11 protein-coding genes and 2 pseudogenes are annotated in these 13,286 nt (G+C 58.1%); 8 read left to right on the forward strand and 5 right to left on the reverse strand.

Annotated features, from left to right (window positions below):
• Positions 1-26: 26 nt before the first annotated feature.
• Positions 27-362: a hypothetical protein gene (locus ACQZ5N_RS18830; protein ID WP_209159751.1), complete on the reverse strand. Its 336-nt coding sequence runs from the start codon at positions 360-362 to the stop codon at positions 27-29.
• A 305-nt stretch (positions 363-667) separates the two neighbouring features.
• On the opposite strand from ACQZ5N_RS18830, the gene ACQZ5N_RS18835 reads away from it, so the two are divergent.
• Both ACQZ5N_RS18835 and ACQZ5N_RS18840 read left to right on the forward strand, forming a co-directional pair.
• Positions 668-955 (forward strand): hypothetical protein, encoded by a 288-nt coding sequence (locus tag ACQZ5N_RS18835; RefSeq protein ID WP_448733763.1) that lies wholly within the window; start codon positions 668-670, stop codon positions 953-955.
• A 13-nt stretch (positions 956-968) separates the two neighbouring features.
• Positions 969-1,289, forward strand: coding sequence for a hypothetical protein (locus tag ACQZ5N_RS18840; protein WP_425644480.1), 321 nt, complete (start codon positions 969-971; stop codon positions 1,287-1,289).
• Between the two features lie 195 nt (positions 1,290-1,484).
• Here ACQZ5N_RS18840 and ACQZ5N_RS18845 read toward each other — a convergent pair.
• Positions 1,485-2,102: pseudogene (locus ACQZ5N_RS18845) on the reverse strand (alpha/beta hydrolase); the annotation flags it as partial.
• Here ACQZ5N_RS18845 and ACQZ5N_RS18850 point away from each other — a divergent pair.
• From ACQZ5N_RS18850 to repC, 6 genes and pseudogenes are all read left to right on the forward strand, one after another.
• A pseudogene (locus ACQZ5N_RS18850) lies at positions 2,087-3,001 on the forward strand (MmgE/PrpD family protein); the annotation flags it as partial. The pseudogenes ACQZ5N_RS18845 and ACQZ5N_RS18850 sit on opposite strands and share 16 nt — an antisense overlap.
• Before the next feature lie 11 nt (positions 3,002-3,012).
• Positions 3,013-3,891, forward strand: a complete 879-nt coding sequence (locus ACQZ5N_RS18855; RefSeq protein WP_425644443.1) for a polysaccharide deacetylase family protein — start codon at positions 3,013-3,015, stop codon at positions 3,889-3,891.
• Between the two features lie 17 nt (positions 3,892-3,908).
• The gene (speB, locus tag ACQZ5N_RS18860; RefSeq protein WP_425644441.1) at positions 3,909-4,967 is read left to right on the forward strand and encodes an agmatinase; all 1,059 of its coding nucleotides are present in this window, start codon (positions 3,909-3,911) and stop codon (positions 4,965-4,967) included.
• A gap of 648 nt (positions 4,968-5,615) precedes the next feature.
• On the forward strand, positions 5,616-6,839 hold the full coding sequence (gene repA, locus ACQZ5N_RS18865; protein ID WP_162729542.1) for a plasmid partitioning protein RepA: 1,224 nt from the start codon (positions 5,616-5,618) through the stop codon (positions 6,837-6,839).
• Positions 6,836-7,876, forward strand: coding sequence for a plasmid partitioning protein RepB (gene repB, locus ACQZ5N_RS18870; RefSeq protein ID WP_448733764.1), 1,041 nt, complete (start codon positions 6,836-6,838; stop codon positions 7,874-7,876). The genes repA and repB overlap by 4 nt, the downstream gene beginning before the upstream one ends.
• Positions 7,877-8,065: 189 nt before the next feature.
• Positions 8,066-9,280 (forward strand): plasmid replication protein RepC, encoded by a 1,215-nt coding sequence (gene repC / locus ACQZ5N_RS18875; RefSeq protein WP_425644438.1) that lies wholly within the window; start codon positions 8,066-8,068, stop codon positions 9,278-9,280.
• A 273-nt stretch (positions 9,281-9,553) separates the two neighbouring features.
• Here the strand turns inward: repC and ACQZ5N_RS18880 are convergent, their stop codons facing one another.
• The 3 genes from ACQZ5N_RS18880 to ACQZ5N_RS18890 are packed head-to-tail and all read right to left on the reverse strand — an operon-like array spanning position 9,554 to position 13,261.
• Positions 9,554-10,681 (reverse strand): NAD(P)/FAD-dependent oxidoreductase, encoded by a 1,128-nt coding sequence (locus ACQZ5N_RS18880; protein ID WP_425644437.1) that lies wholly within the window; start codon positions 10,679-10,681, stop codon positions 9,554-9,556.
• Between the two features lie 44 nt (positions 10,682-10,725).
• The gene (locus tag ACQZ5N_RS18885; RefSeq protein WP_448733765.1) at positions 10,726-11,733 is read right to left on the reverse strand and encodes a Gfo/Idh/MocA family protein; all 1,008 of its coding nucleotides are present in this window, start codon (positions 11,731-11,733) and stop codon (positions 10,726-10,728) included.
• Positions 11,734-11,752: 19 nt separating this feature from the next.
• Positions 11,753-13,261 carry an amino acid ABC transporter permease/ATP-binding protein gene (locus ACQZ5N_RS18890; protein WP_448733766.1) on the reverse strand — a complete coding sequence of 503 codons (1,509 nt, stop codon included), beginning with the start codon at positions 13,259-13,261 and terminating at the stop codon, positions 11,753-11,755.
• Positions 13,262-13,286: the final 25 nt, after the last annotated feature.

Genomic DNA, 13,286 nt, shown 5'->3' on the forward strand with positions numbered 1-13,286 from the left:
CGCCTTCGTTCTTCCAGGACTGTTCATCAACCCTCAATCGATCGATCACGCGCCTTCCTGAAAAAGTTGAGGACGTATATCGTGTTGCGCGGAACACTTCTGACGGCCTCAACAACAGGCCGTGATTGATAGGATTGTTTGAGTGAGTCCGCATTTCCAAGACGGCGTTTCAATTGTGCCGCGAGAGCATCTGCAGATGTTTCTCCCGCAAGAAACAGTCTCATTACAAGAAACGCGGCCGTATTGAATTGTCGCTGGTCATTGCCCAGCAACGTGGCGTTATAGCCTGCTCTCTTCAAAACTGACTGGATCATCTCCATCTCCTCTGGGGAGATGGCTGCAAGGCTGGCGTGGGAAGACATATTGTCCTCCTCTCGTTGGGGCCAGGGTAACCGACCCTCAACCAGTAGTGCCCGTGACATCGCTACCGACACTTTACAGTGCGCCTGAATAGCTCCAGACGCAAGCGAATACGGTTTTGGAAGAACATCAAGCGAAGTTCGCCAGCCATTCGCTGGTCATCATTGAGCGGCGGCTGTATTCTGGCGCATTGGAATTCCCTTGCTAATGAAACTCAAAACGCGCAGGCTGATTTCTTCGGTAGCTTTTTTAAAGGGCGTTACCGCTTCAAGGTGAAATCCCTTGGCCCCAACGAAAGGAGGACACGATGTCTTCCGCACAAGAATATGGCCCGATTTCGTCTCACGATCTGAATATGTTGCGGTCTCTATTGTCAGATGCAGGCTTTGAAAGCGATACGCGCCTGGATGACGACCGGACATTCAACAAGGCCACTCGCAAGATAATTGATCTTTTTCAGGGTGGAATGACCGACCCTTCCAAACTCAAAGGAGAAATGCTGTTCCTGTTCGGGGTGCAGAAGCGGGACCGTGTGCCAGCTCGCAAACCACTCGCGAGGTACGCAATCCAAGGCCTTCCGGAGTTCGGCAGATAACGGGGAAACACCTGTGCGCGCATATGTTCTTGGAAGCATGATGCTTTGGTCCGCTTTCTTTCTGATCTGGTATCTGTTGACGCTTTATACCGCCAGCAACGACCTTGAAGAAATACGACCCGGTCCGGCAGGAGCAACAGTTATGTCTGCGTCCCGATGTGGTGTCGAGCTGGCGGCTCTTCTCGCGATGGGCGATAAGCTCCTGAAAGCCGGCGGACCAGAAGTGCCTGCGGATTTGCGTGCAAATATTGAACATTGCATCTCCTTGGATGCCGCAAGTCGAGATACGCTTATGAAGACACAGCTCATAAGATTTTTCCCCGCCGAAAAATAGCCCGCGGCCTCTCCCATTGATTTCATCAACCCCATCAGACATTACTGGTCATGGGTGCGGACATCTGTTCTCTGATGCGACGGTGGCCATAGCTTTTTTCGATCTGGCGCGCGGCCTGTGGCCGCGCAGCCTTGGGAATTGTGGGAGATTAATGATGATCGTTATCACGGGAGCCGCGCCGAGGTACGGCGCCTTGTCGGCAGCGCTGCCCGCGATCATCAGCAACGGCACGTCGATCAGCGCGATCTCGTCTGTCGCGTCCCAGCGCATCAGGTCCATCAGGCTGCTCGTCGTGTACTTAAAGGTTGAGCCCGGATGGGCGTGGGTGCGCCAGTAGTACTCATAACCTTCGCGATAGAGATCGAACGGCAAGGCCGCGATCTGCGCGTCCGTCAGGTTTGCGTCTCCCGAGTATAGAACCTCGCCACCGGCCGCTTCCTGAGCACGGGCCGCAGATGCCTGCTGCAGGCGCTGCTGGATCGTGTCCATCTGGCTATCCTGGAAGCCGTTGCGGCGGACGCGCCCGGAGTTGAACATGCTGAGCGTCGCCACGGCCTTGAATCGCTTGTCCGTCTTGGCGGCCGACAGCGAATACCCACCGCCGCCGCAAATGCCGAACAGGCCAAGACGTGCCGTATCGACGCCTGGGAAGCGACTGATGAAGTCCGCCATTCCATGGATGTCCTCAATGCGGAACTGCGGCTTGTCGACGCTGCGCGGCTCGCCGCCGCTTCCGCCCTGGTAGGCGGCGTCGGCGGTGATGGTGATGAAGCCTTGCTCTGCGAGGCGCTGGGCATACCTGCGGCACGCTTGCAGCCGCAGCCGCCTGCGCGCGCCTGTTTGGCCTTGATGCCGCCGCCACGCGAGACGCCATCACACTCGCCACCAGTTTCTCATCCGGCCTGTGGGCATTCATTCATGATGGATCGCAGGCGAAAAAACTGCATGCCGGCCGCGCAGCGGAAGGCGGTTTGTTGGCAGCGCAACTCGCAGCCAATGGCTTTGCCGGACCCTCCCGTGTGTTCGACGACGTATGGGGCGGCTTCTTCAACGCTTTCAACAAGTCTCCCTGCCAGCCGGAACTTTTGGCCGAAGGTCTAGGCGACGTCTGGAAGATCAATCGCGCCGTCCTGAAACCCTATGCATCCTGCCGCGGAGCCCATTCGGCCGTCGATGCACTCGAAGACCTTTTGACCGAGGTTGGGCGGCCTGCATCGGAGATCGAGAAGATAGATGTGCGGCTGAGCGCGATGCTGAAAGACATGTGCGGGGCAAACGTGGGCGGCGCCATGGCGCCGACGCAGATGAGCCTGCCTTACGCGCTGGCAGCACGCTGCGCCTTCGGGACGGCCGGGCTTCAGGCTTACACCGAAAAACAACGCCTCGACTCAGCCGTCCATGCCCTTATGGACAGTATGCGTCTCGACATCGACGACAGCATGGCTCCCATGGCAGAACCTCTGATCATACTGACTTTTCGTGATGGCTTAAGGGTGGAACGCATGGTGCCGCGCGCAACGGGTTCCGCCGAACGCCCCATGCAATCTGAGGCAATTGCCGCAAAGTTTCGCGAACTCGCCGGTATGAGCCTTTCAAGCGCCAATCGAGATGCTCTTTGGAACACATTGGGCGAACTCGAAAATATCAGGGACTGCTCGATGATAGAACCCCTGATTGTCGGAAACGCAGACAGCCTCCCCACTTTCAGATGAAAGCCTGAAACATGACCTTTGACCTGTCTCCCCGTCCACTCAACCCCGCTCCGCCAACACCCAAAATGGCCTGGCCGAACGGTGCGAAGAGCGCTTTGTTCATCGGCTTTGATGTGGATGCAGAAACCGCCTGGATCGGCAACAACCCCTCGAATGTCGATCGGATGGTGACCACTTCTCACGGTGGCTACGACGCGCGCGTCGGCATCGCAAAAATTCTGGAGCTTCTCGACGAGCTTGGCCTGAAGGGCACATTCTTTACGCCAGGCTGGACGGCGCTTGCTCATCCTGCCCAATGCGAAGCGATAGTCGCGGCCGGCCACGAGATCGGCCATCACGGTTATCTCCACAGATTGCCGGATCGTTCGAAACTCGATGAAGCTTTCGAGGAAATCGATCGTGGTTTTGAAGCCCTCAAGTCAGCGCTGGGCGTGCGGCCGGTCGGTTATCGCGCACCTTCAGGCGAAAATTTCCCGGAACTTCTCTCCTATCTCAGGAAGTCGGGTATCCGCTACTCTAGCTCTTTTCGGGACGACATCTTACCCTATCGCCATGCCGGCACGGCGGGCGAGACCGGGCCGGTGGAAATCCCCGTCAACTTCGCTTTTGACGACTGGAACTTTGGCATGTCCAGCCGCACGAGCGCGCGTCCGCTGTTTGGGCGTGATGCCGTCATGCAGCTCTGGCTCGATGAATTCGAGGCGACCCATCTCTGGGGCGGAGTCACCACCATGGTCTTGCATCCGCAGGTGTCTGGCCGGCCTATGCGCTGGCACATTCTGCGCGATTTCCTCAAGCACATACTCGACAAAGGCGATGTCTGGATCGCAACCGGCGTCCAGATTGCCGATCATTTCGAGATGCTCGAAGCTGCCCAAGGGCAACAATAAACCGAAAGGAACGCGTGATGGCAATCGACGAAGAAAAGCTCAGGAGCTTGCGAGAACGATATAGCGAAGGCCACGGGGGCAGTATCCACGATCCTGAATTCCGTGCTGTCGCTGATCGAATTTTCACTAAATCCGGCTCCCGCGCTGCCCCTTACGGTGGCATATCAACGCTGCTTGATGCGCCCTTGAGACAGATCGACAGCGACAACCCCGATTTCAGCGATCTGGATGTCGCGCTTGTCGGTGTTCCCATGGACCTTGGTGTCACCAACCGCCCCGGTTCGCGTTTCGGCCCCCGGGCCCTGCGCACCATCGAGCGCATAGGACCTTACAATCATGTCCTCAAGACCGCTCCGGTATTTGAAATGAAGGTTGCCGATATCGGTGATGTGCCATTCCGCAGCCGCTATCGTCTTGAACTCAGTCACGAGGATATCGAAGCGCACCTTAATAAACTCATTGACGCCAATGTTATCCCACTCTCGGTGGGGGGCGACCATTCCATCACCCATCCGATCCTCAAGGCGGTCGGTCGCGACCGTCCGGTAGGGATGATCCATATCGACGCTCACTGTGATACCGGGGGAGCCTATGATCTGACGAAATTTCATCATGGGGGACCGTTTAGAAACGCTGTGCTCGACGGTGTTCTTGACCCATCCCGCGTGGTCCAGATCGGCATTCGCGGTGGCGCAGAATATCTCTGGGAGTTCTCCTATGAAAGTGGGATGACAGTCATCCACGCAGAAGACATTGCCAGAATGGGTATCGACGCCGTGGTCGCCAAGGCGAGGGCAGTCGTGGGCGATGGCCCCACTTATCTGTCTTTCGACATTGACAGTCTCGACCCCGCCTTTGCACCCGGAACGGGTACTCCGGAAATCGGCGGGCTGACAAGCCGCCAGGCACTCGACATTCTTCACGGGCTGAAAGGGCTCAATTTTGTCGGCGGCGACGTGGTTGAGGTAGCGCCGCAATATGACGGGACCACAAACACCGCGCATGCCGGCGCGCAGATGCTGTTCGAAATCCTCAGCTTGATCCGCTTCAGTCCTCCGATTGCAGGTCGCATGTAAACCCTCCATGGCAAGCGTCTCCCTCGCCCGACGGATTGGTAAAGCGAGGATGACGCATTGGCCGATGCATCGGAAATGCGACGAAAGCAATGTTCGCTAGAGCGGAATGGGTCGTGCGGGGCAATCCGATCGGGAGTGGTTTGGGGTAGTAACGATGGGATGAACGACTGCGTCCTCGATAGCTGGTGCTCGTGGTTTATGGACGACATGCTGGATCTCGGAAAGCGGGACGTCAAGCCAGACATCTAGAGCAGGCAGGTCATAGCGCCCCTCGCACGAGGCATAACACGCCGCAGCATGACAGAGGTGACTATTATTTAAGCCCCCGCAAAACTGCTCAGACAAACTGAGCTACCTCTGAGTCGCGTGCATCTGGACAAAGCTACAGCGCGCTGAACGTATTTCCGAAGATCGTTGTTCTGGATAATCAGCCCTCGAACAAACTGGTATCGATTCCCTATAGAGTTATTCTCTAAATACATAAAAAACAAATGTTAAATTTCGATTTTGGCTAACCGAACCCTGTTTCAAAAGAGCGGTCTGTTAAGGCGTTGTTAACTCTAAACGACTGGACGTGCGGCAAGAATCGTGCTGTATCTTTGGCGGGCAACAGTCGGCAAACCGAAGGATGCCCGCCAAGGGGGCAATATGGCGATAGCGAAAAACGTAGAAGCAACGATCAGTCAGAAGGAAGACGCGGGTGGAAAGATCATGCGTCACGCAGGCCTTCTGTCACAGCAATTGCAGCAGCTTCGCACCCGCATGTATCCTCCGAAGTCGGAGAAGAGCTTGAGGCCCTTCCTTACGAACGAAGTCTCCAAGCTGACGTCCATACCCGATTCCACCCTGAAGCTCATGTCGAGCGAAGGACGCGGTCCGATTCCCGGTCGGCTGGAGAACAATCATCGCGTCTATACGCTTGCCCAGATAAACGAGTTGCGCGAATTCTTTGCCAGCCAGAAGCCTTCAGAGGCGCTGAGATTTTTGCCGCGCAGACGCGAGGGCGAACATCTTCAGGTCGTCGCGATCGCCAACTTCAAGGGCGGCAGCGCGAAGACCACGACCTGCGTTCATCTTGCACATTATCTCGCATTGCAGGGGTATCGCGTCCTTGCACTTGACCTTGATCCGCAGGCATCGCTTTCCGCTCTCTTCGGTGCGCAGCCCGAATTCGATGTCGGCGCCAACGAGACTATCTATGCGGCTCTTCGTTATGACGACGCCGAGCGTCGCCCGATCCGCGATATTATTCGCAAGACGTACTTCGATGGTATCGACCTGATTCCCGGCAATCTCGAAGTCATGGAGTACGAGCACGAGACACCGCGTGTGCTGGCCCAAAAATCAGGCTCCGGGGCAATCTTCTTTGAGCGCCTGAAGCTCGCACTTGCGGAGGTCGACCAAGATTACGATGTCGTTATCCTCGATACACCTCCGTCACTGGGGTTTCTGACGCTCAGTGCAATTTATGCTGCGACCAGCATGATTATCACGGTACATCCGGCGATGCTTGACGTGGCTTCCATGAGCCAGTTCCTGTTGATGATGGGCGATTTGATCAGCGTGCTGAACGAGAGTGGAGCACAGCTCGATCAGGATTTCATCCGGTATCTTGTCACCCGCCACGATCCGAACGATGCGCCGCAGTCGCAGGTCGTGGCTATGATGCGCCATCTGTTCGGAACTGATGTGCTTCTACCCACGCTGATTGAAAGCACGGCGGTTGAGGCAGCGGGACTTGCCAAGCGGTCCATTTACGAACTGGAGATGGGCCAGATCGGCCGTGATACGCACAAACGCGCACGCGAGGCGGTGGACGCCGTCAACGAGGCGATATTGAAACTCATCAACATCAGTTGGGGACGCACATGACCAGCAAGTCGTCGCGTAAATCCATCGTTGCAAATTTCGGACTGCTGTCGGCGGAGCTCGAAAACCGGCTGTCGACGGACAGTTCTGCCTCCCCGCAACAATCGCCAGCACCCGCACGTGTGGGCGCTGGCGTCATCGGTGCGGCACATCGGGCAATCGACGACATCAAATCGGAACGCGACCGGCTGAAGGCGCTTGTTGAATCGGGCGGCGGTGCGATCCGGGAACTCGATCCGTTGATGGTCGATCCCTCCCCCTTTCCTGATCGTCTTCCGGACGACGATGCATCGGACTTCGAGACTTTCAGGAACTCCATTCGGTCCGAAGGTCAGAAAGTTCCCATTCAGGTCCGCAAGTCACCATCCTCACCGGATCGCTATCAGGTGATCTACGGCCATCGTCGACTGCAGGCAGCCAAAGATCTCGGAATTCCGGTCAGGGCGATCGAGGTCGAGATTTCCGATGTCGAGCTTGTCATCGCGCAGGGTATCGAAAATGCCGATCGTCAGGATCTGAGCTGGGTCGAGCGCGCCCTGTTCGCCCGTCGTATGGATTACGCCGACGTGAAGCCTCGCGATATCAAGGCGGCATTGTCGATCGATGATCCGGAGCTTGCGCGAATGCGGGCGGTTTATCGCTCAGTTCCCCTCGATATCATCGAGGCGATCGGTCGGGCTGCCAAGGTCGGCCGTCCGAGATGGGTAGAATTCGCGAAGGTGTTTTCTGAACGTGCTGATCTGCACGAAGAACTGCGTAGAGTGCTGTCAGCCGCCGCAGAGAAGCGGCTTGGGTCAGACCAGAAGTTTCTAGCCGCCTTCAATGCCCTGAAACCCGCAACAGAGCCCCGGAAGGACGGCAAGAAGATTGCCGGTGCCGCGGGCGAGCCGCTTGGCAGTTACTTGCGCACGCCCAAGGACATTCGCATTTCGGCGGAGACGCCGGCCGGAGCAGAATTCCTGGATTTTATCGAAGCCGAACTGCCTACGCTGGTGGAGCGGTTCGCACGCGAGGGGATCCAGGACTTAAATCGAAGCTGACTGGCAGGCTTCGAAATGATTTTACGGAAGGAAAGTGCGCAAAAGAAAAAGGCCCCCGAAACGTTGCCGTCATGGAAGCCCTTCTCGTTGTGTGAGAACTTGAGAATCGCATTTCCATGAATCCTAGTCAAGAGTCTTTGGCATCGTTTTGGTGAGCGTGGATCTTTTGCCTTTTTGAAAGGTGAGGACATGGAAGGTGGACAAGTGACGACGCCCTTTGGGCGACGGCCGGTGACCCTTGCGCTTGTGAAGCGGCAGATTGCCACGACCAAGATCGAGGAAGGCAAGTCGGCAGACAAATGGAAAGTCTTTCGCGATGCATCGGAGGCAAGAGAAGTGCTCGGTCTGCAGGATCGTAGCCTTGCGGTGCTCGACGCTCTCCTCAGCTTTTATCCCGAGAATGAACTGCGCCAGGACGCGCAGCTCGTCGTCTTCCCGTCGAACATTCAGCTGTCAATTCGCGCGCATGGCATCGCAGGTGCCACTTTGCGTCGGCATCTTGCTCTTCTCGTTGAGGCCGGCTTAATCATCCGCAAGGACAGTGCGAACGGCAAGCGCTACGCTCGAAAGGATGACGAGGGATCAATCGAACACGCCTTCGGATTCGACATATCCCCGCTTCTTATGCGTGCTGAGGAACTCGCATGCCTGGCTCAGCAGGTTGCCGCTGATCGAATTGCCTTCAGAAGAGCAAAGGAAAGCCTGACGATCTGCCGGCGCGATATCCGAAAGCTGATCACCGCTGGCGTTGAAGAGGGAGCCTCAGGCGATTGGGGCGGGCTTGAAGAGCGATATCTTATGCTCGTCGGGCGAATTCCGCGCAATCCGACACTGAATGAACTTGGCGATCTGGGTGCCGAGATGGGCAGTTTGCGAGCGGATATCCTCAAACTCCTGAATTCTGGCGATTTTTCTTCAAAAATGATCACCAATGATGCTCAAATTGAGCGTCACATACAGAATTCAAATACCAACCCTCCTAAAGAACTTGAACCTAGCTCTAGAAACGAGCAGGGAGCGAAGCCGGGCGAGAACAAGCAGACGGGCCATGTGCCGATCAAGGCTTTTCCTATTGGCCTTGTATTGCGAGCCTGCCCGGAGATTTCGAACTATGGGCCTGGGGGCCAAATCGGGAGTTGGCGCGAACTCATGACCGCCGCCGTGGTTGTCAGGTCAATGCTTGGGGTTAGTCCCTCCGCATATCAGGAAGCCTGTGAGATAATGGGTCCAGAGAATGCCGCGGTAACTATCGCCTGCATTCTGGAACGTGGTGGCCACATCAATTCACCGGGCGGGTATCTCAGGAATTTGACGAACAAGGCAAAGCGTGGTGAATTTTCACTTGGTCCGGTACTTATGGCGCTGTTGCGAGCTGGCGGTCACCAGGTGAAAGCCACGGGATGATGGTTGGCGGAGAGGTGATATCTATGACGGCCGCAGCCTGGGACTTCGGAACCGTAGTCAAGGTGGTGAGGCGTTTAACTGCTCACGTCAGGAAGACGGCCATGCCAGTTATCACCACCCGCCCTGCCCTTCATTGACCCGTTCCGTTCACTTCACCGAACTGGTGAACGGAACAAGATCAATCCACGTCCGGTCGATAATTGGTGCATGCCGCAAAATAAGCCCGCCGTTAGTTCGGCAGGCTCGTCCTCCGGAAATCTTCCTAAAATGGTTCTAGCCCGCGAAACGCTCGGGACGGAAGGTCGCCAACATCGGATGTTCCGCTCCCGTTGCAATCTCATAGGCCAGCAGCTCGCCGGTGATAAGACCAAGCGTTGCGCCACTGTGGCTGAAGGCGACGTAATAGCCGGGAATGGCCTTGATGGCTCCAATCACCGGCTCGCCGTCGCCCGGGATCGGTTTCCCACCAACACCGATCGAAGCGACTTCGAGTTGCGGATTGCCCTCCAACACCTTGGCAGCCTCCGTCAGAAGTTCGGCAATAACGCTGTCAGCAATCTCGTAGGTGCCGTCTGCGCGTACTGTCACCCCCTCCTCTGCCCCCCAGTCCGCATCCAGCGAGAAGGTGCCGCCAGGCGCGGGGCGAACAGCGACACGCGGTGTATTGAGGACTGCGCGCAGGGGATGGGCGAGCGGCTTGGTCTGCACGAGAAGGGCGATCGGGGTCCCGTCCCCGATGGTCTGCCCGCTTTCCGCAGCCATCTTTGGCACCGCCGGCCCGGTGGCGAGCACGACAGCATCCGCCCGATGGAGGTAACCTTTTGCGGTTTCCGCGCCAACGGCACGACCACTCTCGATCACGACCCGTGCGGCACCCTGGTCCGTCACCAGAATGCCCCCGAGTGTGGAAAATTCCTCCAGAAGCACGCCGATCAGTGTCGGCAGGTCGACCCAGCCCTCCCCGGCATTGAAGATCGCACCCTGCGGGGTGATTGCGCCTGCGTCGAGACCCGGCGCGACACGGGCGACTTCGGCTGCGGAAAGCCGCTGCGCGTCATAGGCGAGCGAAACCTCGTGGCGATAGGCCGCGTCGATCTCGTTGCGCTCGTCATCCGCATCCCAGGTCAGGCCGCCATCGAAGCGCAGCCATTCCGCATCCGGGTTCTGTGCCGCGAGCGTGCGATACCGATCGATGCCGGCCATACGCAGCCGATGATAGGGTTCAGAGCGCATGCGCGCCGAGTTCAGCCAGGAGAGCGAGCGGCCGGAGGCACCGTTGGCGGGCGGGCCGTCATTGAGGATCGTGACCTGGATGCCGCGCCGCGCAAGCTGCACGCCCGTGGAAACGCCGAAGATACCGGCACCGATGATGACGGCCGAAGAGATGGTGTTGTCGGTCATGGGGTTGGCTTTCAATCAATTGTCATACGGATGGGGTGAAGCGATCAGGGCTCTTCCCAGTGGCCGCTGGTGGTGGAGCGGAAAAGTGCGTCGATCGCCTTCATGTTCGCGATCGCGTCGCCAAGCCCCGTTTCGAGTGGCTTGCCGGAGAGAACGGCCTCGGCAAATGCATCGACCTGTTCGCGATACTGGTCGACCGGCTCGATCGTAATTTCCTCGCGCCCACCGCCAGCAAGATCGCGGCCATCGTCGAAGATAAGGACAGTCGGCTCATCGGCCGGTGCATTGAAGGGAATGGGGATTTCCAGACGCCCGCGCGTTCCAAGCACCGTCACCTTCTGCGTGAGGGAGAGTTGCGTGGAACAGGTGAAGGCAAGCTGCTTTCCCTCCGGAAACGCTAGCAGTCCGCTCGTCAGCCGGTCCGTGCCGAAGACGGGATCACGCTCCATGAGCGCGATTGCCCGCCCCGGTTCCGCGTCGAACAGGAAACGCGCCGTGTTGATGGCATAACAACCGACGTCGAACAGACCACCGCCGCCAATATCGGCCTGGTTGCGCACATTCCCGGGATCATCGAGATAATAGGAAAAGATCGTCTGGATGACCCTAACCTCGCCGAGACGCCCCTCGGCGATCAACGCACGTGCTTTCTTCCATTGCGGGTGGTGGCGAACCATGAAGGCTTCAGCGACCGGCAGGCCTGCTGCCTTCTGTGCGGCCGCCAGTTCCCTCACCTGCACGGCATCAAGGGCGATCGGCTTCTCGCAGAGCACGGGTTTGCCCTGCTCCAGCGCCTTGATTGTCAGCGGCACATGCAGGTGATTGGGCAAGGGGTTGTAGATTGCGTCTATTTCCGGATCGGCAAGCAGATCCTCGTAGCTTCCATAGGCCTTGGCGATGCCGAAGCGGTCCGCCATTTCCTTTGCCTTGCCGGCATCACGCGAGGCGATTGCCGCAACGCGCCCAAGGCGGCTGGACTGAATGGCGGGAATGACCGCCGTGGCAGCAATGCCGGCGCAACCGAGTACGCCCCATCGTATCGTTCGTGTCATCTTTTTCTCCTCCCGACGCTCAGAGCACTTCCGCAAGGAAACGCTGAAGACGCGGACTCTGCGGATTGTCGAATATTGCGTCCGGCGTGCCGGCCTCCACCACGCGCCCCTCGTCCACGAAGACAACCTGATCGGCGACTCGGCGGGCGAAGCCCATTTCATGCGTGACGACGACCATGGTCATGCCGCGCGTGCCGAGTTCGGCCATCAAGTTGAGCACGCCCTTGACCAATTCCGGATCAAGCGCACTCGTCACCTCATCGAAGAGGATGACTTCCGGTTCCATGGCAAGCGCACGCGCAATGGCAACGCGCTGCTGCTGCCCGCCGGAAAGACCGCCGGGACGGTGATGCTGGCGGCTCGCAAGACCAACATCGGCAAGCCTTGCCTTGGCAATGCGCTCGGCCTCGGCTGCCGGTAGGCCCTTGATCTTCGTCAGCGACAGCATGACGTTTTCCAGTGCCGTGTGATCCGGAAAGAGGTTGAAATGCTGGAAGACCATGCCGACCCGGCGGCGCAGCGTTTCCGGCTTCATGGCGAGGATGCTTTCACCATCGATGAGAATATCGCCGCTCTTCGGCTCGACCAGACGGTTAAGTCCGCGCAACAGGGTGGATTTGCCTGAACCGGACGGGCCGATGATGCAAGTCACGCTGCCCGGCTTTACCGAAAGGTCGACACCCTTCAGCACATCGAGATCGCCATACGCCATGCCGAGACGGCGCACATCGAGGCTGCCACCCTTGAAGGCGACACCGGACGCGCGGGCTGCACCGTCGAGTTCACTGACCTCCTCCAGCCCACTGGTGATGACGGAGGGGCGCTGCTTGCCAATCCGCAGGCGATTGTCGATCGCATTGACGACATGGGTGAGCGGCACGGTGACGATGAGATAAAATACGCCCGCCAGCAATAGCGGTGAAAGATTGCCCGTCACCACCGCCTGGTCCTGGCCTACGCGAAAGATCTCACGCTCGGAGGCCAGAAGCCCGAGGAAATAAACAAGGCTCGAATCCTTGACGTTGCCGATGAACTGGTTGACGAGGGCCGGCAGCACGCGGCGCACGCCCTGCGGCACAACGATAAGGCGCATGCCCTGACCGTAGCTCATCGAGAGTGCCCGGCAGGCCTCCATCTGGCCGCGGTCGACACTCTGTATACCGGACCGGAAAATTTCACCGATATAGGCGCCAGCGATCAGGCTGAGCGCCAGAATACCGAGCGGATAAGGCGACGGACCGAAGAGTTCGCGGCCGATGCGGGCAAAGCCCTGGCCGATGAGGAGGATTGTGACGATAGCCGGCAGGCCGCGGAAAATATCGGTATAAAGACGCGCGGGAATGCGCAACCATGGGGAGCGGGAAATGCCCATGATGGCGAGCATCATGCCGATGGCGACGCCAAGCACCGTCGAGGTCGCAGCCAGGATCAGCGTATTCTTCAGGCCAACCGTGATCATGGTCGGCAGCACTTCGGCCATGGCGTTCCAGTCGAGGAAGCTGCGGCGCAGGTTTTCAAGCCAGTTCATCAGTATATCCCTTGAAAGAAAGGCC

The sequence above is a fragment of the Agrobacterium sp. 22-221-1 genome (assembly GCF_053522445.1).